This is a genomic window from Pseudoxanthomonas sacheonensis (assembly GCF_031455975.1).
GTDB lineage: Bacteria > Pseudomonadota > Gammaproteobacteria > Xanthomonadales > Xanthomonadaceae > Pseudoxanthomonas_A > Pseudoxanthomonas_A sacheonensis_A.
On record NZ_JAVDTT010000001.1, the window covers coordinates 1,353,366 to 1,379,393 of the forward strand.

Below are 26,028 nucleotides of genomic sequence, written 5' to 3' on the forward strand. Positions count from 1 at the left end.
CGTCACAGGTGCGGCAATGGCCTCATCGGTTAGCCTGTAAAGTCCAACTCTGTAAGGAAGCTGCAGAATGACCACCCGTCTTGCCCTGGCGCTTGCCGCCTCCCTTGGACTTGCCATGCCCGCTTATTCCCAGGCCGCCGCACCGGCGAGCACCGAAGCCGCCAAGGCTTCGAACCCGTTCTTTTCCGAAAGTCCGCTGCCGCTGCACTACCCGCAGTTCGACAAGATCAAGGACAACGATTTCGCCCCCGCCTTCGATGCCGGCATGGCCGAACAGTTGAAGGAAATCGACGCCATCGCCGACAACGCCGAAGCGCCGACCTTCGACAACACCATCCTGGCCATGGAAAAGAGCGGTCAGGTGCTGAACCGCGCCCAGACCGTGTTCTTCAGCCTGGTCGGCGCCGACACCAACCCCGCGCGCGAGAAGCTGCGCAGCGACTACTCCGGCAAGTTCGCCGCGCATAGCGACGCCATCGCGCTCAACGGCAAACTGTTCGCGCGCATCGACGCGCTATACGGCAAGCGCGACACCCTGGGCCTGGACGCCGAGGGCGTGCGCCTGATCGAGCGCTACCACACCGATTTCGTGCGTGGCGGCGCCAAGCTATCCGATGCCGACAAGGCCAAGCTCAAGGCGATGAATGGCGAACTGGCCGCACTGGGCACCAAGTTCAGCCAGAACGTGCTGGGCGACGTCAACGCCTCGGCCATAGTCATCGACAACGCCAAGCAGTTGGACGGCTTCACGCCCGAGCAGATCGCCACTGCTGCCGCTGCCGCCAAGACGCGCAAACTGGACGGCAAGTACGTCATCGCCCTGCTCAACACCACCGGCCAGCCGCCGGAATCCGAATTGACCGACCGCGCCACGCGCCAGAAGCTGCACGAAGCCTCGATCGCGCGCGGTAGCCACGGCGGCGAGTTCGACAATCGCGAGATCATCAGCAAGATCATGAAACTGCGCGCCGACCGCGCCAAGCTGCTGGGTTATCCCAACCACGCGGCCTATGTGCTGGAAGACGAAACCGCCAAGACCCCACAAGCCGTCAACGACATGCTGGGCAAGCTGGCTCCGCCCGCGGTGGCCAACGCCAAACGCGAGGCGGCCGACCTGCAGAAGATGATCGACAAGGAAGGCGGCGGATTCCAGCTGGCGCCGTGGGACTGGTCCTTCTATGCGGAGAAAGTGCGCAAGGAAAAATTCAACTTCGACGAAGCCCAGCTCAAGCCGTACCTGGAACTGGACAGCGTGCAGCAGAACGGCGTTTTCTACGCCGCCAACCAGTTGTACGGCCTGACTTTCAAGGAACGCAAAGACCTGCCCGTGTACGAGCCCAGCGTGCGCGTGTTCGACGTGTTCGACGCCGACGGCAAGCAGCTGGCGATCTTCATCTCCGATATGTACGCGCGCGAATCCAAGCGCGGCGGCGCCTGGATGAATTCCTACGTGTCGCAATCGGGCCTGACCGGCTATCTGCCGGTGGTGGCCAACCACCTCAACATCCCCAAGCCGCCGGCCGGCAAGCCGACCCTGCTGACCTGGGACGAGGTGACGACCATGTTCCATGAGTTCGGCCATGCACTGCACGGCATGTTCTCCAACGTGGAATACCCCTACTTCACCGGCACCAGCGTGCCGCGCGACTTCGTCGAATATCCGTCGCAGGTCAACGAGATGTGGGCCGACTGGCCGTCGATCCTGAAGAATTATGCCAAGCACCATGAAACCGGTGCGCCGATGCCGCAGGAACTACTGGACAAAGTGGTGGCTGCCGCGAAGTTCAACCAGGGTTTCAAAACCACCGAGTATCTGGGCGCGGCCATGCTGGACCAGCGCTGGCACCAGATCAGCGCCGACCAGGTGCCCGCCGCGGCCGGCGTGATGGCGTTCGAAGCCGCCGCGCAGAAAACCGACGGCACCGACTACGCGCCGGTTCCGCCGCGTTACCGCACGCCCTACTTCAGCCACATCATGGGCGGCTACTCGGCCGGCTATTACGCCTACATCTGGTCGGAAGTGCTGGACGCCAACAGCGTGGAATGGTTCGAGCAGCACGGCGGCCTGAAGCGCGAGAACGGCGACCACTTCCGCAAGACCCTGCTCTCGCGCGGCGGCAGCAAGGACGCGCTGCAGCTGTTCCAGGATTTCGCCGGCCACGCGCCGAAGATCGAGCCGTTGCTGAAGAAGCGCGGGTTGGTGGCGGAAGTCGCCGACGGCACCGATCCGATCCCGTCGCCGGAGGCCAGCAAGAAATAAGAAGCGCCAACCGCAAAAAACTAGAACGCCCGGATTTTCTCCGGGCGTTTTTTATGCGCTGGTCGCGGAATGAACTCAGCGATCGCGCAAAGGCCGGCTCAAATCCAGGAAGATTTCGCGCGCGGCCACGCCCTGATCCGGCTGATCGATGAAGAAGCCCTGCACGCCCAGACCGTATAACTGCACGGCCTCGGCGATCACGGACTGCGGGATTCCGCCCGGCGTCTGCGCCAAATAAGACTCCTCTGCGCGCAAGGTATAGGGATGCACCTGCAATCCGGCCTTCAGCGCCCAACCCAGCATGGGATGGACCAGACTGGTTCCCTGGCCGGCCAATTCGGCCTTGCCATCGCCGTTAGCGTCGACCTTCGACGCCAGCGATTCGCGCGGCAGCAGGCTGCCCTTCCAAGGGCCGACACCGCTGGCGTAATTCGCCTTCATCCACTGCAGAACCTTCTCGGTGGCGAACGCGCCGTACAAGGTGTTGGCATTCAAGCCTCCCTCGACCTGCCCGATCAAGCCGCCGTATAGCGCGACCAGGTTGGCGCCATGGCTGACGTTATAGGTCACGTCATAGGGTTTGGCCGTGTAGAAGTCGTCGTACAACTGCACCAGCGGCAGCTCGACGCCGGCCGCGGGCATCCAGCGCTTTTCCAGTTCGATCAGGTTCTCGAACTCGAAACTCTGGATATAGATCCGCGCCGGATCGGTGAAGCCCTCGGCCACCAGGGTCTCGATCAGCTTGGCACCGAGGGACACGCCGATGGGAGTGCCATCGATCCGTCGGCCTTCCTTGGCGAAATAGGTCGGATGCTTGGTTTCCGGATACACGCCGACGCGGCGCCCACCGCGACTCTCCCGTTTGGCCAATTGCAACACTTCGGCGAAAGTCGGAATGGCGTATTGACCGTCGAAGCGGGTATTGTCCGGGCGGACCAGCGGAATGCGCTCTTTCGCACGCAGCGTCTTGATCTCGGCCAGGGTGAAGTCTTCGGTGAACCAGCCGGTCATCGCAACGCCATCGACCCGTTTGGTGGTCTTGCGGCCGGCGAATTCGGGATGGGCGGCGACGTCGGTAGTGCCTGAGATTTCGTTCTCGTGGCGCGCGATCAATACTCCGTCCTTGGTGGCGACCAGATCGGGTTCGATGAAGTCGGCCCCTTGCTGGATGGCCAAACGGTAGGCCGCCAGTGTGTGCTCGGGGCGATAACCGCTGGCGCCACGATGGGCGATAACGATCAAGCCTTGTTTGGCCTGCCCTTGCTGCTGGTCGGGTTTGCGCAGCCCCACCGCCTGTTGCGCGGAAGCGATCGCGGCCATTGAGAGCAGGGCGCACACGGATAACGCACGGACAAGCGCTATGCAATTCGGTCTCTTGTTCATCGGTTCGTCCTTTTCGGGAAAGTCGGATGCCGACCTCCCCCCTCAAGCCGACGCGGCCAGCCTCGAATGCGCAGGTTGCAGCGGCTTTACCGAATGACTTACATCCCGTGACCCTGATCGGATTAGCGCAGCGCGACAAACAACAAACGATGCGGCTATCCCAGGATTCCGTGCAACACAGGGCGCCGGGTTCGACAACCCGAGAAGGCGATGTGCACGGCGACTAGCCGGTCCGCCGGACGAACCCGCGTAGCTAGTCCACCAGCTTCTGCTGATCGCCCGACATTTCGGTCCAGTGATAGCGACCGGTAGCCGGGTCGTACACGCGATTGGGAGCGACCTGGATCATGCCGTTGACCGACTTGCCGTTCGCGTCCAGCAGGTTGGTCGGCTGTTTCCGGGCGCCAGGCGCGGCAGTGCCGGTCGGCACTTCCCGGGCCGGCCCCGTACTCGGGATGGCAGTAGGCGCCTGCGGGCGCTGGTTGGGATTGCTGGCCACTTTGGGCACCTGCGTAGGCTGCACCTGATCGAGCTTGGGGCCGATGCCGCTATTGGTCGGCGGCGTGACCGGCTTCGTGGTGGGCACCGTGGGCTGCTGCAGTTGTTGCGCCAGCGTCGGCACAGCGGCGATGCCGATGAGCGCGGCGAAAACCAGGGGAACGCGTTTCATGACGCGGCTCCAGTTGGGGGAATGGCCCGACCGTAATCCCCCCTACCTTCACGCACCATGAAAAACCCCTTATCAGCGCGGGGCCAGATAACCGCCCTTCACCCCGCCGTTGGACAGCACCACCTGCCACAACTGCGAATTGCGCGTACGGAAAGTCGCCATGGACGCGCTCAGGTAATACCGCCACATGCGGCGGAAGCGTTCGTCGTAGCGCGGATCCGGCGGCCAGGCGCGCTCCACATTGTCGCGCCAGGCCCGCAGCGTGCGGTCGTAGTCGGTGCCGAAGTTGTGCCAGTCCTCGATGACGAACAGGCCTTCCACCGCCTGCGCGATCTGCGCCGTGGACGGCAGCATGGAGTTGGGGAAGATGTAGCGGCCGATCCAGGGATCGGTATGGTTGACCGAACGGTTGGTGCCGATGGTATGCAGCAGGAATAGGCCGCCCGGCGGCAGGCAGCGCTGCGCTACTTCGAAATAGCCGCGGTAATTCTTGACGCCGACGTGTTCGAACATGCCGACCGACAGCACCGCATCGAACGGTTCGTGCAGCTCGCGGTAATCCTGCAGACGGATTTCGATAGGCAGGCCGGCGCACAGTTCGCGCGCATAGTCGGCCTGCTCTTTCGAGATGGTGATTCCCACCCCGCTGACGCCATAGCGCTCGGCCGCGAATTTCAGCGCCTCGCCCCAGCCGCAGCCGATGTCCAGCACGCGCATGCCCGGCTTCAGGCGCAGCTTGCGGCAGATCAGATCCAGCTTCGCTTCCTGCGCCGCGTCCAGTCCGTCCAGCACGCGCCCATCGGCCTGCGTCCAGTAAGCGCAGCTGTAGACCAGGCGCCGGCCCAACATGGCGGCATAAAGATCGTTGCCCAGGTCGTAGTGGCGTTCGCCGACTTCCCGGGCGCGGTTGCGGCTCTGCAGGTTCAGCAGCCGCGCGCGTAGGGCATCCCACAGTTCGCCGGCGCTGTGCACGCGCTGCTCCAGCCGGGCCTGCAGCACATGGAACAGGAACCCGTCCAGCGATTCCGCATCCCACCAACCTTCCATATAGCTTTCGCCCAGCCCCAGCGATCCCTGCCCCAGCACCCGCGCGTAGAAATGGGGATCGTGCACCTGCAGATCCCAAGGACGGTCGCTGCCGATCCGCACATCGGCACTCTCAAGCAGATCGGCGACCCGTCGTTGGAAGCGCTGCTGCGGCATGGCTATGGTTCGGTTATGAGGACTTGGCGAACAGGCCGGTGTATTCGGGCGCAACGTGGGGCAGCAATATCACCGCCGGCACGTCCACCGTCTGCGTACCGTCCGCATACGGACCCACCTGATAGGGCGGAAACACGAAGCGCAAGGCGGTGATCTTGCCGTCGGCGCCGACTATCGGTTGGAACTGGCTGAAATTATCGACGTCCAGCTCGGTGCCTTCGTCGATCATCTTGTCGGCGCTGCGCACGAACTGCAGGCGCTCTTCCGGCGGCAGTTCGTCGGCGTCGGCCCGTACCGACACGCTGGTGTGCAGTTGTTCCCGGATATAGGCGCCGATGACCGCCCAACCTTCCACCTTGGGCACCAGCTCATTGGCGGTAAGCAGTTTGTTCTGCAGAGGCAGCCACACGAAACGCGCCACCAACGGTTCGCCATGCGCGCCGCCGGTGTAGCGGCTGCCGTCGGCGGCGACGGCCACCAGTTCCGGCGTTTCGGCGACCTGTTCGAAGCTGAGCGACAGTTCGTACGGCGCCGAGGGCTTGTCGTTGCCGAAGCCGGCCACGGCCTGCATCAGCTCCGCTCGCGCCGCATCGGAATAGGCGGCGACGGCTTGGGCCAGGCCCGGATACTTGTTGAGCGTCGGCGGATAGCTGATACCCACAACATAGGCGTCGTTGGTTTCGATGACGTCCTTGAGCTCGGGCGCTGCGGCCGTGCCTGTGGCGGGCGTCCCTGCCGGTGCGGTGTCGGGTTGCGCGGGGGCGGCGGGCGTGTCGGCTTCGCGCTTGCATGCGCCCAGGGCCAGGGCCAGCAGAAACAACAGGGGGAATTTCGACACGGATCGCACGACCAGACTCCTTCCAGGGAATGCACACAGTTTATGCCGCGACGCAGCAGCATGACAGCGGGTTCTCGGGGTGCGGCGATTCGCTAATCGACCAGGTCGGCGTACTCGGGATGGCGCTGGACATAGGCGGCCGAATAGGAACAAGCCGGCACCACCCGCAGACCCTCGGCCCGGGCATAGTCCAGTGCGGCTTTGACCAGTTCCCCGGCGATGCCCCGACCGCCTATGGCTTCGGGCACGCCGGTGTGGTCGATGATCATGCGCGCGCCCTGCCGGCGATAGATCAACTCCGCCTCGTATCCGTCCACCTGGGTAGCGAAACGGCGGGAACCGGGATCGTGGTCGATACGCAGGGACATGAGGTCTCTCCAATGGGTGGATGCTCGGCGGCTGCATTGTGCCGTGGGCGGTTCAAGCGGCGGCAAAACTGGACGCGGCGCGTCACATTCGGGCGATCTGGCGCCTCTTGTTCCCGTCCTGCAACGCTTTCGAGACGGCCGCCGATAGTTGGCACGATAACTGCTTTATCCCTCCCAAGAGCAAACACACGGGGAACGGCAATGAACTTCGACGACGCAACCATCAGCAACAACGCATCCAGCGACTTCACCCTGCTGGAAGGTCTGTACCAGCTTGCCGTCACCGGCCACACCGACGACTGGGAATTCGAGCGCCTCAACAACGCCGTGTACGAGCGCCTGCTGTCTTCCTACAACGGTGGCGTCGACATGGGCATGCACGTGGCTGCTAATCCGCTGAATCTGGTCGACTAAAGTTTTCCTGCCGTATTGGCAGCGCGTTACCGAAACAACAACGGTTCCAAGCACAACAACAAGACGACCTGTCCACAGGTCCGGACGCAGGTGACGGGGGTCACCTGCGTCATTTTTTTGCGACAAATAAAACCGCGTCGACGGCCTCAGCGATTGTCGCGTTTGCCCTGGTTGCGCCGATCCTGCGTGCCGGAACTGCCCTGTATCGCCTTCATCCTGCTTTCGGCGGCATGCAGCTCCAACGCCTTCTCAGCCGCTTCGTTGGACTGGAATCCCGGATCCAAGACCGGCGTGTGATGCGGGTCGAGCAACTGCCAGGGCTGCGATTCGCGATCGTGCGCCTGCTTCTGTTCCAGCAGCTTCCGGGTCACGGCCAACGCCTGCCGCGGCGTGGGTTTGCGCGGAGCTTGCGGCTTACCCACGCCCTTGGCGGGTGCGGAACCAGCGGCGGATTTCGCTGGAACCGGTTTGGCGGGCGTTTTTCTTGCCGTAGTCGCCGCCTTCTTCGCCGGAATCTTCTTTGTCGCTGCTTTGCTGGCGACGACCGTCTTCGCCGCTTTCTTGACCACGGACTTTTTCGCCACCGTCTTCTTCGCCACCGTCTTCTTCGCAACCGTCTTCTTCGCAACCGTCTTCTTCGCAACCGACTTGGTTGCTTTCTTCGCGGTAGCTTTCTTGGCTGCGGGCTTCTTCATCGCAGCCTTGGTCGCCTTCTTTGCGACTTTGGCGGGAGCCTTCTTCTTTGCGGCCGCTTTCTTGGCGACCTTGGATGTCTTGGCGGGTGTCTTGCCGGCTTTAGGGGTAGCCATCGCTCACGATCTCCGTTTTTGAATCCTGCGGTTACTCGATAACACGCAAAACATTCAGATACGGTGATCGTGTTGACCTGGAGTTCAGCCTCCGAACGAGGGCTGCTGCAATTGGCGCAGGAAATGACCCAGCACGCGCGGCTCCATAACCAGCATGAACAACACACCGTAAGCGGCGCCAGCAAGATGCGCGCTGTGATTGATGCGATCGCCGCCACGCCGGTCCATCCAGATGCTATAGCCCACGTAGAGCACGGCGAACAAAATGGCCGGCATGGGAATGAAGAACACGCCAATGATCGACCACGGCCTGACCAGAATGTAGGCGAACAGGATCGCCGACACCGCGCCCGACGCACCCAGACTGAGGTAGTTGGGATTGTGCTGGTTCTTCAGATAGGTCGGCAGGATGGACACCACCAGCGCCGAAACGTAGAACAGCGGATAGACCCACACGCCCACGTCGCCCATCAACGACTCGATCTGTGGTCCGAAGAAGAACAGCGTCAGCATGTTGAACAGCAGGTGCATGAAATCGGCGTGGATGAAGCCGTAGGTCACCAGCCGGTCGTACTGCTTGTGCTTGTCGATCGCCGGCGGCCACAGGATCAACCGGTCGGCCAGTTTGCGGTTGTTGAACGCGATCCAAGACACCAGGCAGGTGATGGCGATCAAGGCATAGGTAACGGGGGTTTCCATCAAACGGCTCCGACGGCGCGATAGTTGTCCTGCATGGGATAGCGCCAGGCGTACAGTGCGAATACCAGGGCCGCGACGAAGGCGAATGCGGCAAAGAAGAACATCAGAAAAGCGTTTTCGCTCAGCCCGGTGCTGGCGATGCGCGAAATCACCGCTTCATTGCGGACGCTGACATTGGTCAGCAACACCCAGACGTTGCCGAAAGTGACGGAGAGATACCAAAGCGCCATGATCACTCCCTTCATGGCCTGCGTGGCTTGACTATAGGCGAATTCCAGCGCCGTGGCCGACACCAACACCTCACCGAAGGTCAGCAGCAGATACGGCAGGATCTGCCAGGCCAGCGACACCGGATCGCCGCCATCGATCCACAACTGGATCGCACCGGCAGCGATCCATGCCACACCGGAGAACGCGATGCCGAACCCCATGCGTCTGAGCGAGGTAGGCTCGAAGCCCATGCGCCGCAGCAGCGGATACAGCACGACATTGTTGAACGGGATGATCAGCATCACCAGCAACGGATTGAGCGCCTGCATCTGTCCGGCCTCCTTGACCAGCCAGCTGGGCCACCACCACAGATCGTGCGGCACCATCATGGTCTTGCCCTGCAGTACCCAGGTGGAAGCTTTTTGGTCGAATAAGGACCAGAACGGCGTGATCAGCGCGAACACGATGATCACGCGCAGCACAGCGCGAACGCTGTCCACCGCCGAATCCGGATGCCGGCCGCGGGCGCGTTCGAGCTGCATCGACACGCCGATGCCGCCGAACGCGATCAACGCGCCCAGTGCCAGGCAGGCGGTAATGACGAAACCGAAACCTACCGGCCAAAAGCCGGGCTTGACCGCCCAACACAGCAGCATCGCCGCCGCCAGCACGGCACCGGCCAGGGCCACCGACAGACCAGGCCTGCCCTGTCCTTCTTCGCGCCGGGTCAGCGCGGTACGGGCGACGTTGTAGAACGAATCCGGGTCGTCGCCATGCGTCGGCGGCACTCGTACGTATTGTTTGCGCCCCAGCCAGAAGATCAGGGTCGCGATGAACATCAGGATGCCGGGAATGCCGAAAGCCACCGCAGGCCCGTAGCTGCGCAGGAACAGCGGCATCAGCAGCGAAGCGAAGAAGCTGCCGAAGTTGATGGTCCAGTAGAAGAAGTCGAACACGATCTTGGCCATACTCTTGTTCGACTCGTCGAACTGATCGCCGACGAACGACACCACCAGCGGCTTGATGCCGCCGGAACCCAGCGCGATCAGGAACAGGCCGGTGTAGAAGCCGGTCTTGTTGTCATCGAATGCGGCCAGGCAGGCATGGCCCGCGCAGTAGATCAGCGAGAACCAGAACACGGTGTTGTACTTGCCGAAATAGCGGTCGGACAGCCACCCGCCCAGCAGCGGGAAAAAGTACACGCCGATCACGAAGCTGTGGAAGACATCCTTGGCTGCGCCTTCGCGATCGGCTTCCGGGATATAGGCCAGGATCACGCTGCTGACCAGGAACTGGACCAGGATGTTGCGCATCCCGTAGAAACTGAAGCGTTCGCAAGCCTCGTTTCCAATGATGTAGGGAACCTGTCGCGGCAGGCGTGCCGATTGCGCCGTGGCTGTGGTGCTCATCCGGTATTCCAGCGAATAGTTCCGGGAAGGGTAACCCAGGAAGCGTGCGCGAATCGACGTTTCCGGCTAATGCGATACCGGCCCGCAACGTGCATCATTGCCTTTTGAAGGCGAGAACCGACTCCATGCGATCATTGCTTCTGCTTGCTCCGGTATTCCTGCTCACCACCGCCATGCCCGCCTCCGCCGCCGATGCGTCGTTGACCACGGTCGCCGAACGCTCCGGCTTCCTAAAGACCGGACGCTACGAAGAGGTCGTCGCCCTGTGCGACTCGTTCGCCAAAGCCTATCCGGATGCGGTGCGCTGCATCGACTTCGGTACCTCTCCGGAAGGCCGGCAGATGAAGGCGCTGGTCGCTTCCACCAGCGGTGCGCTCGACGCGGCGACGGCGCGCAAACGCGGCCTGCCCGTCGTGCTCATCCAGGGCGGCATCCACGCGGGCGAAATCGACGGCAAGGACGCGGGTTTCCTGGCGCTGCGCGAAATCCTGGAAGGCAAAGCGGCGAAGGGCGCGCTCGACAAACTCGTGTGGGTCTTCGTGCCGGTATTCAGCGTGGACGGCCATGAGCGCTTCGGCGCCTGGAACCGCCCCAACCAGCGCGGTCCCGAGGAAATGGGCTGGCGGACCACCGCGCAGGGCTACAACCTCAACCGCGACTACGTAAAAGCCGACGCACCGGAGATGCAGGCGATGCTGGCCCTGGTCAACGAGTGGGACCCGCTGGCCGAAGTGGATCTGCACGTCACCGATGGCGCCAAGTTCGAACACGACGTGTCCATCCAGGTGGAACCGGTCCATGCCGGCGACGGCGAACTACGCAAGGCCGGCCGTACCTGGCGCGACGGCGTGATCGCCGATCTGAGCCGCCAGGGCTCGTTGCCCCTGCCCTATTACCCTTCTTTCGCGGTTTCCGACGACCCCACTTCGGGCTTCGACGACGGCGTGCCGCCGCCGCGGTTCTCCCATGGCTACTTCTGGCTGCGCAATCGCCTGGGCATGCTGGTGGAAACCCATTCCTGGAAGACCTATCCGGTGCGCGTGCGCATTACGCGCAATACCGTGGTCTCGGTACTGGAACAGGTCGCGAAGAACGGTCGGCAATGGCTGCAGCTGGCGCACCAGGCCGACGCGCGCGCCAGCAAGCTGAAAGGACGCCCCGTGCCGTTGACCTATGCGGCCGGCAAGGAATCGCATCTGGTCGATTTCCGCGGCTACGAATACACGCGCACGCCCTCCGAGATTTCCGGCGCGCTGATGACGCGTTACGACGAGACCAAGCCGCAGATCTGGAAGATTCCGCTGCGCGACAATCTGCAGCCCAGCCTCAGCGTGGCCGCGCCGGGCGGCGGCTATCTGGTGCCCGCGGCGCATGCCGCCTGGGTGGGCGCGAAGCTGAAACAGCACGGCATCGACTTCCGCACGCTCGACGCGCGCGCCGGGCTGGCGGTCGAAAGCTTCCGCGCCAGCGAGACGACGCCCGCCGCGCAGCCTTCCGAAGGCCATCAGCGCATGGTCGTCAAGGGCGAATGGAAGGCGGACAAGCGCGATCTCGGCGCCGGTGCGCTCTTCGTGCCGATCGCGCAACCCAAGTCGCGTCTGGTCATGTCGCTCCTGGAACCGCTGGCGCCGGATTCGCTGGTGGCATGGGGCGAATTCAACAACGCCTTCGAGCGCAAGGAATACATGGAGGATTACGTGACCGAGGAAGTCGCGCGCGCGATGCTGGCGAAGGACCCGGCGCTGAAGGCGCGGTTCGAAAAGCGCATCCGCGAAGACGCCGCTTTCGCCCAGAATCCACAGGCGCGCCTGGAGTTCTTCTATCGATTGCATTCCTCATGGGACGAACGCTACAACCTGTACCCGGTGATGCGCATCGCTACTGTTCCCCGCTGATCCTCGCATGAGTTTCAATGGAATGAAGACGCTCGCGCTGTGCCTGCTGCTGTCGCTGGTCGCTTTCTCGCTGCCTGCATACGCCGTCGGATCCCCCGACGGCGTCTCGGAGAAGACCGTGAGAGTCGTCACCCTCAACCTCTATCACGACAAGGACGAGTGGCCGAAGCGCCGCGTACAGATCGTGGAGAAATTGAGGCAGTTGCGGCCCGACGTAATAGCGCTGCAGGAAGTGCTCCAGCACGAAACGCTGACCAACCAGGCCGAATGGCTGGCGGCGCAGCTGGATTATCAGTGGCATTTCGTCAGCACCGATCCAGTCGGCAACCCGCGACGCTATGGCAATGCGATCCTGACCCGCCACCCGATCCTCAGACGCGGCCAGAAGTCCCTGCAGCCGCTGGACGACAGCCGTACCGCAGCGTTCGTGCGCATCGATCTGGACGGTAGGTTGCTCAACGTCTACGCCACCCACCTGCACTGGACCGACCAGGGCGGAGCGATTCGCAGCCGACAGGTCGCCGATTTGATGCAGTACGTCGACCAGACTTCGGAGAACGTTCCGAGTCTGGTGGCCGGCGATTTCAATTCGACAGCGGACTCGCCGGAACTAGCGGCGCTTCGCGAACGCTTCGTCGATATTTACGGCAACCGGCATCCGGATGCCGACGCGGTCTCGAGCAGCACCTTGAACCTGAAGTATTTCGCGGCCAAGCGCATCGACCATGTTTTCTTCCAGCGTGACGCCTTCGCTCCGGTGAGCGCCACTATCCTTTTCGATCGCCCCGATACGCAAGGCGTATGGGCTTCGGACCATTTCGGACTGCTCGCCGAACTGCACCTGGGTTCGATAGCTAACCCAGGACCCGACCGTCCCGTGCGTGAGGCTTATCCGGCCGGGAAATAGTGGGAGCGGCGTCCCGCCGCGGGCTCCTGATTTCTCTTACCCTGAAAAAGCTCGCGGCGGGACGCCGCTCCCACGGGTATGCGTTGTCGCTACTATTCCGGGCCGGATCGATAAAAGAACCCGCATGCGAAAGCTTTCCGCCATAGCTCTACTTCTTTTGCTGCTTGCCAGCGGGTGGTGGCTGCGACAGAGCATGGGTGTCGCCGATGGTTCGGGCGTTGCCATACCGCCCGCGGACGTATTGCGGCAGCACGCAGCGAAGCAGGGTCCCCTGCCCGCCTTCCTGCCCACCGAAGCACGCGACACCCTGACCCTGATCGCCCGCGGTGGACCCTTCCCCCATCCGCAGGACGGCAGCGTGTTCGGCAACCGCGAAAAACGCCTTCCCGCCAAGCCGCGCGGCTATTACCGCGAATACACCGTGGAGACGCCCGGTCTGAGCCATCGCGGCGCCCGCCGTATCATCACCGGAGGGAAACCACCGGAAATGTATTACTACACCGATGACCATTACGACTCATTCCGCAGCTTCCAGGTCGCGCGATGACTGAATCCGGTTTCGAACTGGGTCTGGACGACCCGACACGCGCCGGGGTTTTCTTCGTCACCGGCGACGATCTCAACGTGCTCGCCGCCGCCGCGCACGACGCCGGCCTGCTGCCGTGCCTCGTCGATCTGATGGGTTGCGGCAACAAGGCGACCCTGTTGTTGCGGATCGCGGTGGCCATGGATTTCCCCACCACTTCCAGCCGCAACTGGGATGCGCTTTCCGACAGCCTGCGCGACCTGAACTGGATGCCGGCCCAGGGCTATGTGCTGCTGTTCGATGGCGCAGGGGAACTGCATTACGTGGATGAGCAAGACTTCGACACGCTGGTCAGCATTCTGGACGAATGCAACCGCGCCTGGGCCGAGCGCGACGTGCCGTTCTGGGCGTTCCTGGCCCTGCGCGAAAGGGATTTCGTCGCACTGGAGGACTGAGCGTTCGCCGCTCCGCGAGGCGCGAGGCTACGCAGTTCAGCGCGATGCTGCGATCATGGCGCATGAGCGACCAACCGACGGACTTCGAAAGCCTTTCCCTCTCGCCCGGACTGCAGCAGGGCGTGGAGGCGGCCGGCTACGCGCAAATGACCCCCATCCAGGCCGAAAGCCTGCCCGCGATCCTCGCCGGACGCGATGTCATTGCGCAGGCGCCCACCGGCAGCGGCAAGACCGCCGCATTCGGCCTGGGGCTGTTGCACCGGCTCGATCCCGCGCTGATCCGTGCCCAAGCGCTGGTGCTCTGCCCCACCCGGGAGCTGGCCGATCAGGTGGGCAAGCAGCTGCGCAAGCTGGCCACCGGCATCCCCAACCTGAAGGTGCTGGTGCTGACCGGCGGCATGCCGCTGGCGCCGCAACTGGCTTCGTTGACCCACGATCCCCACGTGGTGGTCGGCACGCCCGGCCGCATCCAGGAGCTGATGCGCAAGAAAGCCCTGCACCTGGCCGGTGTGCGTACGCTGGTGCTGGACGAAGCCGATCGCATGCTCGACATGGGCTTCGAGGAAGCGATTCGCGAAATCATCGGCAAGACCCCGAAAGAGCGGCAGACCTTGCTGTTTTCGGCCACTTTTCCCGAGGCCATCCGCGATATCGGCCGCAATACCATGCGCGACCCGCTGGAGGTCACCGCGGGCGGCGTCACCGAACAGCCGGCGATCGAGCAGACCTTTTACGAAGTCGATCTGTCGCGCAAGCAGACCACGCTGGCGGGGCTGTTGTTCGAACAACGCCCTGAATCCTGCGTCGTCTTCTGCAATACGCGCCGCGATGTAGACGAAGTGGCCGAATCGCTGAAGCACTTCGGCTTCACCGCGCTGGCCCTGCATGGCGACATGGAGCAACGCGACCGCGATGAGGTACTGGTGCGTTTCGCGAACCGGAGTTGCAATGTGCTGGTCGCCAGCGACGTCGCCGCGCGCGGGCTGGATATCGACGAGCTGGCTACCGTGGTCAACTACGAACTGCCCACCGATCCGGACGTGTACGTGCACCGCATCGGCCGAACCGGGCGTGCGGGCAAGGGCGGCCAGGTACTGAGCCTGGTCACTCCCCGCGAGATATCGCGCGCACACGTGATCGAGGAAAGGCAAGGTTCGCCGTTGCGCTGGAAGAAGCCGGTCGCCGTGGCGCCCGCGGCGCGCAGCGCGCCGCCTGCCGCGATGGCGACGCTGCGCATCGATGCGGGGCGCACGGACAAGCTTCGCCCCGGCGACATCCTGGGTGCGCTCACCGGCGATGCGGGATTGCCCGCCAGCGCCATCGGCAAGATCGACATCTTCGCCACGCGTTCCTATGTCGCCATCGCGCGCAACCAGGCCAACAACGCGCTGGCGCGGCTCGAGAAGGGCAGGATCAAGGGCAAGAATTTCCGCGTCCGTAAAATTTGAGCGTTCGCTTTTGCTGTTGCCGGAACAACCCGTGAGGCGCGGCATGCGGATTGGGTAAACCCGAAGGGCGGCGCACAAGGATGTGCGCCGTTTCCGGAGGCGCAGGATGCGCCTTACGGAAATTCCCGATTCGCATGCGAACCCAACGGCTTCATCGTTGGGCGCACCATAGGGCGGCTTTCTTTTGGTTACTTTTCTTTGCCGTTCAAAGAAAAGTGACTCGCGCAACGCGCGAAACGCTTTTACTTTGATTGGATGGGCTGCGCCAAGAGCGCCCCCATACCCCAAGGGTACTTCCTTCGGGGCGTCCGCCTTCGGCACTTTCCCCCGCAAGCGGGGGAAAGGTTGCGCGGAGCTCTCCGCGCTTGATTCAGCCGAATTGTAGATCGGGGCCACACCCCCGGCGCCGGATATCCGATCAAGAACTGCAGGAAAGCATCGAACAGCCGGCGCGATCGCGTGCCCAGTCCGGGCGACGCTGCGCAAAGATTTCGCGACCCGGCTGTTCGTCGTAGGGATGGCGCATGACGTCCAATAGCTCTGCAATCCCCTCCTCATCGCCCTGCTCGGCGCGATCGATCGCCTGCTGCGCCAGATAGTTGCGCAGCACGAATCGAGGATTGGCCATGCGCATGCGCGCTTGCCTGGTTTCGTAATCGAGCGGATCGGAGCCGATCCGCGCCGCGTAGCGCCGCAGCCAGTCCATCAGCGCCGGCTCGGTGGCTGAGCGCTTGCTGGCATCGTAGAAAGCCCCATTGAGGGGATCGAGGGTCGGCGCTGCAGGATCCACCCAGGCCAGACCGCGAAAGAAGATGCTCATATCCACTTCACCCGCATGCAGCAGCGACTGCAGGTCTTCCATCAGTGCGGCATCTTCCTCACGGCACTCGGCCAGGCCCAGCTTGCGCGCGATGTTGTCTTGATCGGCGGCGGCATAGGTTTCCCGATAACGCTGCAGTCCCTCCTGCAAGGGTTCGGGACTCGCGAACAGCGAAGACAACGCGCCCGCCAGCCGGGTCAGGTTCCAGTACGCGATCTTCGGCTGCCAGGCGAAACGGTAGCGCCGTCCCTGCGCATCGGTGGTGTTGGGTGTCCAGTCGGGGTCGTAGTCGTCGATCCAGCCATACGGGCCGTAATCGATGGTCAGGCCCAGGATCGACATGTTGTCGGTATTCATCACTCCGTGCACGAAGCCGACCCGCATCCAGTGCGCCACCATGGTCGCGGTGCGTTCGCATACTTGCGCGAACCAGCGCGAATAAAGCGCTTCGCCCTCGCCTTCGAGTTCGGGAAAATCGCGGCGGATGGTGAAGTCCGCCAACTGCTTGAGCAAGGGCAGCTCGCCACGCGAGGCGGGTAATTCGAAATTGCCGAAACGCAGAAAGGAAGGCGCGACGCGGCAGACGATGGCGCCCGGTTCGGCTTTGGGGTGACCGTCGTAGAACATGTCGCGCACCACCGGCTCGCCCGTCGCCACCAGGCTCAGCGCACGCGTGGTGGGCACCCCCAGGTGATGCATGGCTTCGCTGCACAGGAATTCGCGAATGGACGAACGCAGTACCGCGCGTCCGTCGGCAGTGCGCGAATAAGGCGTCGGGCCGGCGCCTTTGAGCTGCAGTTCCCAGCGCTGGCCCGCAGCGTTGATCGCTTCGCCCAGGGAAATGGCGCGTCCGTCGCCCAATTGCCCCGCCCAATGCCCGAACTGATGGCCGCCGTAGTTGGCCGCAAACGGCCGCATGCCCTCCAGCAGGGCGTTGCCGCCGAAGACCTGGGCGAATTCCGGTGAGGCGACGTCGCCTTCTTCCAGATCCAGCAGGGCGGCCGTTTCCCGCGACCAGGCCAGCAGCCGTGGCGCGGCGACCGGAGTCGGATTCACCAGCGAATACAACGCAGCGCGGACTTCGCGTACGCCCGTTCCCTGCTGCGGATCGCCGGGAAGGTCGGTGACGAAGCGGTTGTCGAAGGTCAGCGGTTTCATCGGCACAGGCTACGCGCCCGCGGTTGAAGCGGCGCAAACAAAAACGCCGGGGCAAGCCCCGGCGTTTCGGACAACGATACAGTCGCTATTAGAGCGGCTGGACTTCGTCGGCCTGCATACCCTTCTGGCCCTGCACGGCGACAAAGCTAACGCTCTGGCCTTCCTGCAGCGACTTGAAGCCAGAACCCTGGATCGCGCGGAAATGCACGAAAAGGTCCGGGCCGCTCTGCGGGGTGATGAAGCCAAAACCCTTGGCATCGTTGAACCACTTGACGGTACCGGTTTGACGGTCAGACATCTTTGAAACTCCTGAAACGGATGAAAAAAATCACGACCTGGGGACCCCGGGCCGAGACTGAGTTGCAGGTGTTAAGCAAAGCGGAAAGATGTAGCTGATCGTTTTGGATCGACTGCATCAGGCCACGATTTACGGTGACCCAAGCAAACACAGTGCCGTGCACACTACACACCTTTCCGGGAAAAGCCAATCCCCCGCCCAACCGCAGATAAGCGGCAGAGGGGTGGTTTGCCCTAAACTGGCCTCCCCTACCGGAAAGAAGCCCATGGCGAAGCCCAATTATTCGTTCGAGAAGAAGCAGCGTGAGCTGGCCAAGAAGAAGAAGCAGGACGAAAAACTGGCCAAGAAGCAGGCTACGCGGGAGCCTGGCCAGGCCGAAGACACCCCGCCCGCCGGGTCGGACTCGTCCGGCGGCGGCCGTTAATCCGGCGGCCACTAGTCGGGCGGCCGCTAATCGAGGTTCTCCAGCACCCTCAGGCTCTCGAACGTCCGCTGGACCCCGCTCACAGGGTCCACGAAGGACAGGCCCCTCGCCAGCAATTGCAGGGGGCGCCTGTAGTCGTCCGGAGCCTGGTCCGCCAGATCCGGGTAGTAAGGGTCGTGCCGGATCGGCGCCCCCAGGGCAGCCATATGCACCCGCAGCTGGTGCTTGCGGCCGCTGATGGGGAATAGCGCATAGCGCCACCATTCCCCGTCCGAGCTCAGCACCTCGATCCGGGTTCGGGAATTGGCTTCCCCCTCGGCTTCCCGCATACGGAAGAAAGGTTCCGACTTCACGATGCGTGACTCGCGCACCAGCGGGAACCTCAGCCCCGGCAATGCCGGCGCTACCGCTTCGTAGTGTTTCTCGATCCGACGCTCGCGGAACAGCGCTTGGTAGGCGCCCCGGCTGTCCTTATTGGCCGATAACAGCACCAACCCCGCCGTGCCGCGATCAATGCGGTGCAGCGGGACCAGGTTCTTGTTGCCCAGCCGGTCGACCAGCCGGGTCAGCAGCGTTTCGCGCACGTGCGCGCCCGTGGGAGCTACTGGTAGGAAATGCGGCTTGTCGGCCACCACCAAATCTTGATCCACATGCAGGATCGTCTCTTCGAACGGAATCCGGAGTTCCTCCGCCACTTCACGGAAATAGTGGATCGTCGCGCCGACCCGATAAGGCGCATCGGCGGTCAGCGGCTGCCGCGCCGAATCCAGCACCCGCCCGCGCGCGAACCGCTCCAGCCAGCAGGTGCGTCCGATCTGCGGAAAGCGCGCGCACAAACCGTCCAGCAAGGTCGCCCAGGCGCCGGGCGGAAGTTGCAGTGTGCTGGCGACCGCCTCGGCGGGATCGAGCTCGGGATCGGAACGGGGAACGGACAAAGCGAGGCCTCCGCGGAACAAGGCCGTATCATGGCCGACCTTTTCTCCAAGCACCTCAACGGCAGACACCTCCATGGCGCTCAAGTCCACCGTCGTCAAAGCCGAGCTGCAGATCAGCGACATGGATCGCCATTACTACGCGGCCCACAACCTGACCGTTGCCCAGCACCCCTCCGAAACCGACGCGCGCCTGATGGTGCGTCTGCTGGCTTTTGCGATGTATGCCGATGAACGCCTGGAGTTCGGCCGCGGCCTGAGCCAGGACGACGAACCGGACCTGTGGCTCAAGGAGCTGACCGGCGAGATCTTGTTGTGGATCGATCTGGGCCAGCCGGACGAAGCCCGCATCCGCAAGGCTTGCGGACGCTCGCGGCAGGTGGTGCTGTTCACCTACGGCGGGCGCAGTTCCGACATCTGGTGGGAAAAGAACGCCGCCTCGCTCGCCCGCAGCCGGAACCTGACCGTGATCGATATTCCGATCGAAGTGGTCGAACAGCTCACCGCGATGATGGTGCGCGGCATGCGCCTGAACGTGATGATCCAGGACGGCGAGCTGCAGGTGCTGGGCGGCGACGTCACCATCGACATCAAGCCCGTGGTGCGCCAGGCGGCCACGCAAGGCCAGTAACCGCATGAGCCACAGCCACGACGTGCTGGTCATCGGCGGCGGCGCGGCCGGGCTGATGTGCGCGTTGACGGCCGGCCAGCGCGGGCTTCGCGTGCTGGTGGTGGAACACGCCAACCGCGTGGGCAAGAAGATCCTGATGTCCGGTGGCGGGCGCTGCAACTTCACCAACACCGGCACCACGCCTGCGAACTATCTGTCGGCCAATCCGCATTTCTGCAAATCGGCGCTGGCGCGCTACACGCCGCTCGATTTCATCCAGATGGTGGAACGCCACGGCATCGCGTACCACGAAAAGGAGCTGGGACAGCTGTTCTGCGACGACTCCTCCAAACAAATCGTGAAGATGCTGCTGGACGAATGCGAAGCAGTCGGGGCGCGCATAGAAACCGGTTGCAGCGTTGAACACGTGCAGCGCACCGATGAGGGTTTCCGCTTGCGCACGACGCGCGGCAGCCTGTCCGCGCCGTCCTTGGTGGTCGCCTGCGGCGGCCTGTCGATTCCCAGCATGGGCGCCAGTGGATTCGGTTACGAACTCGCGCGCCAGTTCGGGCACGCGGTGCTGCCGACGCGCGCCGGATTGGTACCGCTCACGCTCACGGGCAAGCATCAGGAACACCTGCAAGACCTGAGCGGCGTGGCGCTGCCGGTCGAGGCGACCTGCAATGGCCGCAGCTTCCGCAATTTCATGCTCATCACCCATCGCGGTGTGAGCGGGCCTTCGATTCTGCAGATCTCTTCTTACTGGCAGCCCGGCGACGATCTGCGCCTCGACCTGCTGCCCGACAGCGATGCCTTGCGGCTTCTACGCGAGCAGCAGGCTTCGCGTCCGGCCGCCGAACTCAAGACGGTGCTATCTGATCTTCTCCCGCGGCGCTTTGCACAGCGCCTGTGCGAGCTGTGGTTGCCGAACAAGCCGATGAAACAATTCAACGAGCCCCAGTTGCGGGAGATCGCGACGCAGCTGCAGAGCTGGCCGCTGATCGCCAGCGGCACCGAAGGCTATCGCACCGCCGAAGTCACCCTGGGCGGCGTGGATACCGACGAGCTGTCGTCCAGCACTATGCAATCGAAGAAGGTTCCGGGCCTGTACTTCATCGGTGAGGTAGTAGATGTCACCGGCTGGCTTGGCGGCTACAACTTCCAGTGGGCGTGGGCTTCGGGCCACGCCGCAGGCAATGCGGTGTGAGGCGTAGGAGCGACGTGAGTCGCGACTGAAAACGGTGGTCCCTACAAACAAGATAAAACTTCGCGACTCACGTCGCTCCTACGTCCTACGATCACGATTTCCTCATCGCATCGGCAGCTATTTCGAACGAGCGCAGCCGCGCCCCGTGCTCGAACACATTGGCGACCAGCATCAGTTCATCCGGCCGGTGGCGGTCGACGAAAGCGGCGATGCCCCGCCTCACCGTCTCCGGGTTGCCGACCACACTGCAGGCCAGCGCATTCTCGACGCCCAGTTTTTCATGCGGCTGCCAATAGGTTTCGATGTCGTCGATAGGAGGCGGGATCAGGCCCGGCTTGCCGCGACGCAGATTGACGAAGCTCTGTTGCGCGGTGGTGAACAGACGCCTGGCTTCAGCATCTGTCTCGGCGGCCACTACGTTCAACGCCAGCATCGCATGGGGCTTGGCGAGGTATTGCGAAGGACGGAAGTCGCGGTGATAAACCGCCAACGCCTGATCCATTGCGTCGGGCGCGAAGTGCGAGGCGAAGGCGAACGACAGCCCCAACGCTGCGGCCAGCTGTGCGCTGAACAGACTCGAGCCCAGCAACCAGACCGGCACGTCGAGCCCGGCGCCAGGAACGGCACGCACCAGTTGGCCAGGCTGCACCGGCGCGAAGTAGCCCAGCAATTCCTGCACGTCATGAGGGAACTGCTCGGCGCTGTCGAAATAGCGACGCAGCGCTTTGGCCGTAGGCTGGTCGGTACCCGGCGCGCGGCCCAAGCCCAGATCGATGCGGCCCGGATAGAGCGAAGCGAGCGTGCCGAACTGTTCGGCCACCTGCAGCGGCGCGTGATTAGGCAGCATCACGCCGCCCGAGCCCACGCGAATTGTCTTGGTGCCGCCGGCGACATAACCGATCAGCACTGCGGTGGCGGCGCTGGCGATGCCCGGCATGTTGTGGTGCTCGGCCAGCCAGTAGCGCTGGTAACCCCAGCCTTCGGCGTGTTGCGCCAGATCCAGCGTGTTGCGGAAAGCATGGGCGGCGTCGCTGCCTTCGCAGACGGGGGCAAGGTCGAGGATGGAAAAGGGAACCATGGCAACGGTCGTTCCAGACGAAGGTACCGATTTACGTTGGGTCGGTGACGCCGCATTGCCAGCGCACCGATGCGGGACGCTGCATTCCGTGTGCGGCCTGCGCGATCACATCAGATGGCGTAGCTGCGGCAGGTATTTCTCGGCCGAGCCGGTATTCACCACGACCACGCGTTCACCACGTTGGATCAACCGGCGATCCAGCAATTGTGGCAACGCGGCCAGGCAAGCCGCACCTTCGGAGCCGATCCACGCCGGCTGCTCGCGCCAAAGACGCGAGAATTCGGCGGCGATCTCGGCCTCGCTCACCGCAACCGCCGCGCCTGCGCTGGCGCGGATGATCTGCAGCACCCGAAAATGGCCTACGCCTCCTGGCACGTTGAGGCCGACGGCCAGCGTCTGCCCTGCAGTCATTGCGGTGGTGTCGTCCGCGCCTGCGTCGAACGCCCGGACCAGCGGCGGCGTGGCTTCGCTCTGCACGCAAAGCATGCGCGGGCGGCGGCTGTCGATCAGGCCCAAGGCCTGCAGCTCGTCCCAGGCTTTCCACATGCCCAGCACGCCGGTGCCGCCACCGGTGGGGTAGATCACCGCGTCCGGCAGCGACCACTGGGTTTCGCCATGGGACGGTTCGGCCAGCTCCAGGCCCAACGACTTCTTGCCTTCGATGCGCCAGCCCGGCTCCTGGAACGTGGCCACGGAAAAATAGCGCTGCGGAATGTATTTCTCTTTCAACAACGCACCGGACTCGCGAATGGTCGGCCCGGCGAGTTCGAGAATGATGCGGCCCGGAAAGCGCAGCGCCGCCGCGGCTACGCTGCCCAGAATCGGCAGCGGCGTGTCTTCCGGCATCGCCACCACCACCGACAGCCCGCCGGCCAGCGCGTAGCGCACCAGCGAATCGCCCGCATTGCCCTGGGTCGGCACTGCGAGCTTGCTCAGGCCAAGCCGGCGTGCCTGCGCGGCGACCATGGCCATGCCGCGGTCCTTGAAGCTCTGCGTCGGATTGGCGCCGTAACCGACATGCGCCCTACCCTCGTCCTTCAGCTGCAGCGCGATGCCGGCCCGGCGCGCGACGGGATGATGCGCGTAATCGAGCAACGGCGTGGCGCCCTCGCCCAGTGTGACGATGTGCGCAGCGTCCACGGGCGATTCGATATCCAGGGCCATCAGCGCGCCGAAACGCCATAGATCGCGACGCTGCGGTCGGTACCAGGCCGCGTTCGGCCGCTCGGCCGCGAGCCGGTCGAGATCCAGCACCATTTCCACGGGCCGTCCATCCACCGGATCCAGGTTCATCGGCACATCCGGCGGATATTCGATGCCCGATCCCAGCCCGCGCAAGGCACGCACGTAAGACATCGCAACTCCATGTCATCGAAAGCTGAAGCATAGCCACCAGCCGCGTCACAGCGTCATGAGCGGATGGAATATCGACCACACTTACGTAGGGCGGGCGCCGCCCGCCACTGCAGATAATGAAGCGGATCAGGAAAGCAGGTCGAACGGTCCGCCTTGCTCCAGCGCCCGCTGATAGGCGGGTCTGGCGTGGATGCGTTGCAGGAATCCGCTCAGATTGGGCTTGTCCTCCAATCCATGGCGAGCCGCGGCCGCTTCCACCGGGAAGCTCATCTGGATGTCGGCCGCACTGAACTCGTCGCCGGCGAACCAGCGCGACTTGCCCAGCTCGTTTTCCATGTAATCCAGGTGCAGCTTCACCTGCGGCCCGACGAAGGTCTTCATCACCTTGTCCGCGATTCCCTTTGCTACCGATTTGACGAAGAACGGCATCGGCGCTTTCTTCAATCGCGAGAACACCAGGCTCATCAGCAATGGCGGCATCGCCGAGCCTTCCGCGTAATGCATCCAATAGTGATAGCGCAGGCTTTCCGGCGTACCTGGCGATGGAGCGAAATCGCGCGCGGTATCGTAGCGCTCCACCAGATACTCGAGGATCGCGCCGGATTCGGCCAGCGTATTCTCGCCGTCCACCACCACCGGCGATTTTCCCAACGGGTGAATCTTGCGCAGCGACGGCGGCGCCAGCATGGTTTCGGGATCGCGCTGATAGCGGATCACGTTGTAGTCCAGGCCCAGTTCCTCGAGCAGCCAGAGCACGCGCTGTGAGCGGGAATTGTTGAGGTGATGGACAGCGACCATGGTTTCCTCGAAATAGTGGGAGAACGCGTCATCGACGCATACCGATCATAGCCCAACGCACTCGATCGACCGACGTGGGAGCGGCGTCCCGCCGCGAGCTTTCCACTTTCGATGAAGTCATCGTGCTTGTTGTGTGGGCACCAGTTAGGAGCTCGCGGCGGGACGCCGCTCTCACGGATATGCAGCTCGACACGACGTCCTGTCAGGCCGCGTCCACCAGCGGTTTGAGTTCGGGGTCCAGCGCGACGCGTTCGTCGAACACGAAGCAATGACCGTCGTAGCCCTGCCCGCCCACGTGCTCGAAATAGCCCAGGATGCCGCCGTCGAGCTGCAGCACGTTGTCCATGCCAGCCGCCTGCATCCACAGCGCGGCTTTTTCGCAGCGGATGCCTCCTGTGCAGAAGCTGACCACCGTCGCATCGGCCAGTCCGTCGCGATGGGGCTCGATCGCCGCGGGCAAATCGGTGAACTTGTCTATCGGCAAGGTCAACGCGCCGACGAAGGTGCCGTACTCCACTTCCTGTCGGTTGCGCGTATCCAGCAGCACCACGCGCTTGCCTGAGTCGTCATGGCCCTGCCGCAACCACTGCGCGAGCGTCGCCGGAGCGACTGCCGGCGCGCGTCCGGCCAAGGGGGAAGTCTCGTCGCGACGGAAGCTGATGATTTCCGGTTTGACCTTGATCTTAAGACGCGCGAAGGGCTGCGTACCGCTACGGCTGTACTTGACCCGCAGCTCGGCGAATCGCGGATCGGCCATGAGCTGATCGAAGAAGGCGCGGATGGCTTGCTCCTCTCCCGCCAGGAAAAGGTTCACCCCTTCCGGCGCGATCAGTGCGGTACCCCGCAACGGCCCCAGCTCCGCCCACGCGCGTACCTGCGCGGCCAGGACGGGCGGATCGGCGATCGGAACGAAATGGTAGGCGGCGGTATTGAGAATCATGGACGCCATTGTAAATGCCGCCAACCCGCGCAAAGAAAACATTCAACCAAATGGTTGACAGTCAAGCGGCAACGGCTAATATTCAACCCCATGGTTGAATATGACTCTCCACAGCTGGATTCCCCGCAGTTGGATTCGGTGTTCCAGGCCCTCTCCGACGGCACCCGTCGCCGCATGCTCCGCAGTCTGAGCATGCAGCCTCGCAGCGTGGGCGAGCTGGCCGCGCCCTTCCAGATTTCTCTTGCCGCGGCCTCCAAGCACATCAAGGTGCTCGAGCGGGCTGGGCTGGTGCAACGACGGATCCAAGGACGCACCCACCTCTGCCAGCTGCGCGCCGAAGCCTTGGCCGAAGCCGAGCGATGGCTGCAGTACTACCAGCAGTTCTGGAGCGAACGCCTGGATGCGCTGGAACTCGCATTGCGCACCGAACCCATCGAGCCCGCCAAAGGAAAGAACAAATGAGTCCCACCCTACCCGTCGAAGTCAGCATCACCCGCTACTTCAATGCCCCGCCCGAACGCGTGTTCGACGCCTGGCTGGTGCCGCGCACCTTGGGGCAATGGATGTTCGGCCCGCGTGTGCGCGACGAGAACGTGGTGCGCCTGGACGTGGATCCGCGCGTAGGCGGCAGCTTTTCGCTGAAGGTCGAACGCAAGGGCGAGCTGGTCGACCACATCGGCACCTATCTGGAAATGGACCGTCCGCATCGCCTCGTCTTCACCTGGGCGATCAAAGGCGATTCGGACGACGCGCCCAGCCAGGTGCGGATCGATATCGCCGCCTCCAGCAGCGGCAGCGTGCTCACCCTCGTCCACACGATGGATGCGAAGTGGGCCGAGTACGCGCAACGCACGCAGGATGGCTGGAACACCATGCTCGACGCGCTCGCCGGGCTTTTCTGACCCCACGACAC

The 26,028-nt window shown here is 63.5% G+C and carries 27 protein-coding genes; 12 read left to right on the top strand and 15 right to left on the bottom strand.

What is annotated here, in order from left to right; translation table 11 throughout:
* Nucleotides 1-67 precede the first annotated feature (67 nt).
* Nucleotides 68-2,260, top strand: a complete 2,193-nt coding sequence (locus tag J2W94_RS06010; protein ID WP_310091072.1) for a M3 family metallopeptidase — start codon at nucleotides 68-70, stop codon at nucleotides 2,258-2,260.
* Between the two features lie 75 nt (nucleotides 2,261-2,335).
* Here the strand turns inward: J2W94_RS06010 and J2W94_RS06015 are convergent, their stop codons facing one another.
* The 5 genes from J2W94_RS06015 to J2W94_RS06035 form a co-directional block, all read right to left on the bottom strand.
* Nucleotides 2,336-3,580, bottom strand: coding sequence for a glycerophosphodiester phosphodiesterase family protein (locus J2W94_RS06015; protein ID WP_310091074.1), 1,245 nt, complete (start codon nucleotides 3,578-3,580; stop codon nucleotides 2,336-2,338).
* A gap of 316 nt (nucleotides 3,581-3,896) precedes the next feature.
* Nucleotides 3,897-4,313: a hypothetical protein gene (locus J2W94_RS06020; protein WP_310091076.1), complete on the bottom strand. Its 417-nt coding sequence runs from the start codon at nucleotides 4,311-4,313 to the stop codon at nucleotides 3,897-3,899.
* 72 nt (nucleotides 4,314-4,385) lie between these two features.
* The gene (gene cfa / locus J2W94_RS06025; RefSeq protein WP_310091078.1) at nucleotides 4,386-5,516 is read right to left on the bottom strand and encodes a cyclopropane fatty acyl phospholipid synthase; all 1,131 of its coding nucleotides are present in this window, start codon (nucleotides 5,514-5,516) and stop codon (nucleotides 4,386-4,388) included.
* A 13-nt stretch (nucleotides 5,517-5,529) separates the two neighbouring features.
* Nucleotides 5,530-6,363: a DUF3298 and DUF4163 domain-containing protein gene (locus J2W94_RS06030; RefSeq protein ID WP_310091081.1), complete on the bottom strand. Its 834-nt coding sequence runs from the start codon at nucleotides 6,361-6,363 to the stop codon at nucleotides 5,530-5,532.
* 83 nt (nucleotides 6,364-6,446) lie between these two features.
* On the bottom strand, nucleotides 6,447-6,722 hold the full coding sequence (locus tag J2W94_RS06035; RefSeq protein ID WP_310091084.1) for a GNAT family N-acetyltransferase: 276 nt from the start codon (nucleotides 6,720-6,722) through the stop codon (nucleotides 6,447-6,449).
* A gap of 201 nt (nucleotides 6,723-6,923) precedes the next feature.
* Here J2W94_RS06035 and J2W94_RS06040 point away from each other — a divergent pair, with 201 nt between their 5' ends.
* Nucleotides 6,924-7,136: a hypothetical protein gene (locus tag J2W94_RS06040; RefSeq protein WP_310091086.1), complete on the top strand. Its 213-nt coding sequence runs from the start codon at nucleotides 6,924-6,926 to the stop codon at nucleotides 7,134-7,136.
* A 146-nt stretch (nucleotides 7,137-7,282) separates the two neighbouring features.
* Here J2W94_RS06040 and J2W94_RS06045 read toward each other — a convergent pair whose 3' ends face one another.
* The 3 genes from J2W94_RS06045 to J2W94_RS06055 form a co-directional block, all read right to left on the bottom strand.
* A complete protein-coding gene (locus tag J2W94_RS06045) occupies nucleotides 7,283-7,945 on the bottom strand; it encodes a hypothetical protein (RefSeq protein ID WP_310091087.1) in 663 nt (220 codons plus the stop codon).
* Nucleotides 7,946-8,029: 84 nt separating this feature from the next.
* A complete protein-coding gene (locus J2W94_RS06050; RefSeq protein WP_310091089.1) occupies nucleotides 8,030-8,644 on the bottom strand; it encodes a rhomboid family intramembrane serine protease in 615 nt (204 codons plus the stop codon).
* Nucleotides 8,644-10,263 carry an oligopeptide:H+ symporter gene (locus tag J2W94_RS06055; RefSeq protein WP_310091092.1) on the bottom strand — a complete coding sequence of 540 codons (1,620 nt, stop codon included), beginning with the start codon at nucleotides 10,261-10,263 and terminating at the stop codon, nucleotides 8,644-8,646. Before J2W94_RS06055 ends, J2W94_RS06050 begins: the two co-directional genes overlap by 1 nt.
* Before the next feature lie 125 nt (nucleotides 10,264-10,388).
* On the opposite strand from J2W94_RS06055, the gene J2W94_RS06060 reads away from it, so the two are divergent.
* The 5 genes from J2W94_RS06060 to dbpA all read left to right on the top strand — a co-directional run bounded on the left by J2W94_RS06060 (nucleotide 10,389) and on the right by dbpA (nucleotide 15,494).
* Nucleotides 10,389-12,158, top strand: a complete 1,770-nt coding sequence (locus tag J2W94_RS06060; protein ID WP_310091094.1) for a M14 family metallopeptidase — start codon at nucleotides 10,389-10,391, stop codon at nucleotides 12,156-12,158.
* Nucleotides 12,159-12,165: 7 nt separating this feature from the next.
* On the top strand, nucleotides 12,166-13,065 hold the full coding sequence (locus J2W94_RS06065) for an endonuclease/exonuclease/phosphatase family protein (RefSeq protein ID WP_310091096.1): 900 nt from the start codon (nucleotides 12,166-12,168) through the stop codon (nucleotides 13,063-13,065).
* 124 nt (nucleotides 13,066-13,189) lie between these two features.
* Nucleotides 13,190-13,612 carry a ribonuclease domain-containing protein gene (locus J2W94_RS06070; RefSeq protein WP_310091099.1) on the top strand — a complete coding sequence of 141 codons (423 nt, stop codon included), beginning with the start codon at nucleotides 13,190-13,192 and terminating at the stop codon, nucleotides 13,610-13,612.
* Nucleotides 13,609-14,046 carry a barstar family protein gene (locus tag J2W94_RS06075; RefSeq protein WP_310091101.1) on the top strand — a complete coding sequence of 146 codons (438 nt, stop codon included), beginning with the start codon at nucleotides 13,609-13,611 and terminating at the stop codon, nucleotides 14,044-14,046. Before J2W94_RS06070 ends, J2W94_RS06075 begins: the two co-directional genes overlap by 4 nt.
* A 62-nt stretch (nucleotides 14,047-14,108) precedes the next feature.
* Nucleotides 14,109-15,494: an ATP-dependent RNA helicase DbpA gene (dbpA, locus tag J2W94_RS06080; RefSeq protein WP_310091102.1), complete on the top strand. Its 1,386-nt coding sequence runs from the start codon at nucleotides 14,109-14,111 to the stop codon at nucleotides 15,492-15,494.
* A 418-nt stretch (nucleotides 15,495-15,912) separates the two neighbouring features.
* On the opposite strand, the gene J2W94_RS06085 is transcribed toward dbpA, so the two are convergent.
* Nucleotides 15,913-17,472 carry a protein adenylyltransferase SelO gene (locus tag J2W94_RS06085; RefSeq protein WP_310091104.1) on the bottom strand — a complete coding sequence of 520 codons (1,560 nt, stop codon included), beginning with the start codon at nucleotides 17,470-17,472 and terminating at the stop codon, nucleotides 15,913-15,915.
* A gap of 88 nt (nucleotides 17,473-17,560) precedes the next feature.
* On the bottom strand, nucleotides 17,561-17,770 hold the full coding sequence (locus tag J2W94_RS06090) for a cold-shock protein (RefSeq protein ID WP_093279947.1): 210 nt from the start codon (nucleotides 17,768-17,770) through the stop codon (nucleotides 17,561-17,563).
* A 265-nt stretch (nucleotides 17,771-18,035) separates the two neighbouring features.
* Here J2W94_RS06090 and J2W94_RS06095 point away from each other — a divergent pair, with 265 nt between their 5' ends.
* On the top strand, nucleotides 18,036-18,194 hold the full coding sequence (locus tag J2W94_RS06095) for a hypothetical protein (protein WP_310091108.1): 159 nt from the start codon (nucleotides 18,036-18,038) through the stop codon (nucleotides 18,192-18,194).
* Between the two features lie 26 nt (nucleotides 18,195-18,220).
* On the opposite strand, the gene J2W94_RS06100 is transcribed toward J2W94_RS06095, so the two are convergent.
* Nucleotides 18,221-19,129, bottom strand: a complete 909-nt coding sequence (locus J2W94_RS06100; RefSeq protein WP_310091110.1) for a pseudouridine synthase — start codon at nucleotides 19,127-19,129, stop codon at nucleotides 18,221-18,223.
* Nucleotides 19,130-19,202: 73 nt separating this feature from the next.
* Between J2W94_RS06100 and J2W94_RS06105 the strand changes: the two genes are divergently transcribed.
* Both J2W94_RS06105 and J2W94_RS06110 read left to right on the top strand, forming a co-directional pair.
* The gene (locus J2W94_RS06105; protein ID WP_310091112.1) at nucleotides 19,203-19,757 is read left to right on the top strand and encodes a YaeQ family protein; all 555 of its coding nucleotides are present in this window, start codon (nucleotides 19,203-19,205) and stop codon (nucleotides 19,755-19,757) included.
* Nucleotides 19,758-19,761: 4 nt separating this feature from the next.
* Complete coding sequence (locus tag J2W94_RS06110; RefSeq protein WP_310091114.1) at nucleotides 19,762-20,943, top strand: NAD(P)/FAD-dependent oxidoreductase; 1,182 nt, start codon at nucleotides 19,762-19,764, stop codon at nucleotides 20,941-20,943.
* Between the two features lie 91 nt (nucleotides 20,944-21,034).
* Here J2W94_RS06110 and J2W94_RS06115 read toward each other — a convergent pair whose 3' ends face one another.
* The 4 genes from J2W94_RS06115 to J2W94_RS06130 all read right to left on the bottom strand — a co-directional run bounded on the left by J2W94_RS06115 (nucleotide 21,035) and on the right by J2W94_RS06130 (nucleotide 25,115).
* Nucleotides 21,035-22,021: an LLM class flavin-dependent oxidoreductase gene (locus tag J2W94_RS06115; protein ID WP_310091116.1), complete on the bottom strand. Its 987-nt coding sequence runs from the start codon at nucleotides 22,019-22,021 to the stop codon at nucleotides 21,035-21,037.
* A 105-nt stretch (nucleotides 22,022-22,126) separates the two neighbouring features.
* Complete coding sequence (locus J2W94_RS06120) at nucleotides 22,127-23,377, bottom strand: threonine synthase (protein ID WP_310091118.1); 1,251 nt, start codon at nucleotides 23,375-23,377, stop codon at nucleotides 22,127-22,129.
* A 126-nt stretch (nucleotides 23,378-23,503) separates the two neighbouring features.
* Nucleotides 23,504-24,175: a glutathione S-transferase gene (locus J2W94_RS06125; RefSeq protein ID WP_310091120.1), complete on the bottom strand. Its 672-nt coding sequence runs from the start codon at nucleotides 24,173-24,175 to the stop codon at nucleotides 23,504-23,506.
* A gap of 202 nt (nucleotides 24,176-24,377) precedes the next feature.
* Nucleotides 24,378-25,115: a sulfurtransferase gene (locus J2W94_RS06130; RefSeq protein WP_310091605.1), complete on the bottom strand. Its 738-nt coding sequence runs from the start codon at nucleotides 25,113-25,115 to the stop codon at nucleotides 24,378-24,380.
* A gap of 90 nt (nucleotides 25,116-25,205) precedes the next feature.
* Between J2W94_RS06130 and J2W94_RS06135 the strand changes: the two genes are divergently transcribed.
* The gene (locus J2W94_RS06135) at nucleotides 25,206-25,577 is read left to right on the top strand and encodes an ArsR/SmtB family transcription factor (RefSeq protein WP_310091123.1); all 372 of its coding nucleotides are present in this window, start codon (nucleotides 25,206-25,208) and stop codon (nucleotides 25,575-25,577) included.
* A complete protein-coding gene (locus tag J2W94_RS06140) occupies nucleotides 25,574-26,017 on the top strand; it encodes an SRPBCC family protein (protein ID WP_310091125.1) in 444 nt (147 codons plus the stop codon). Before J2W94_RS06135 ends, J2W94_RS06140 begins: the two co-directional genes overlap by 4 nt.
* The last annotated feature ends 11 nt before the right edge of the window (nucleotides 26,018-26,028 follow it).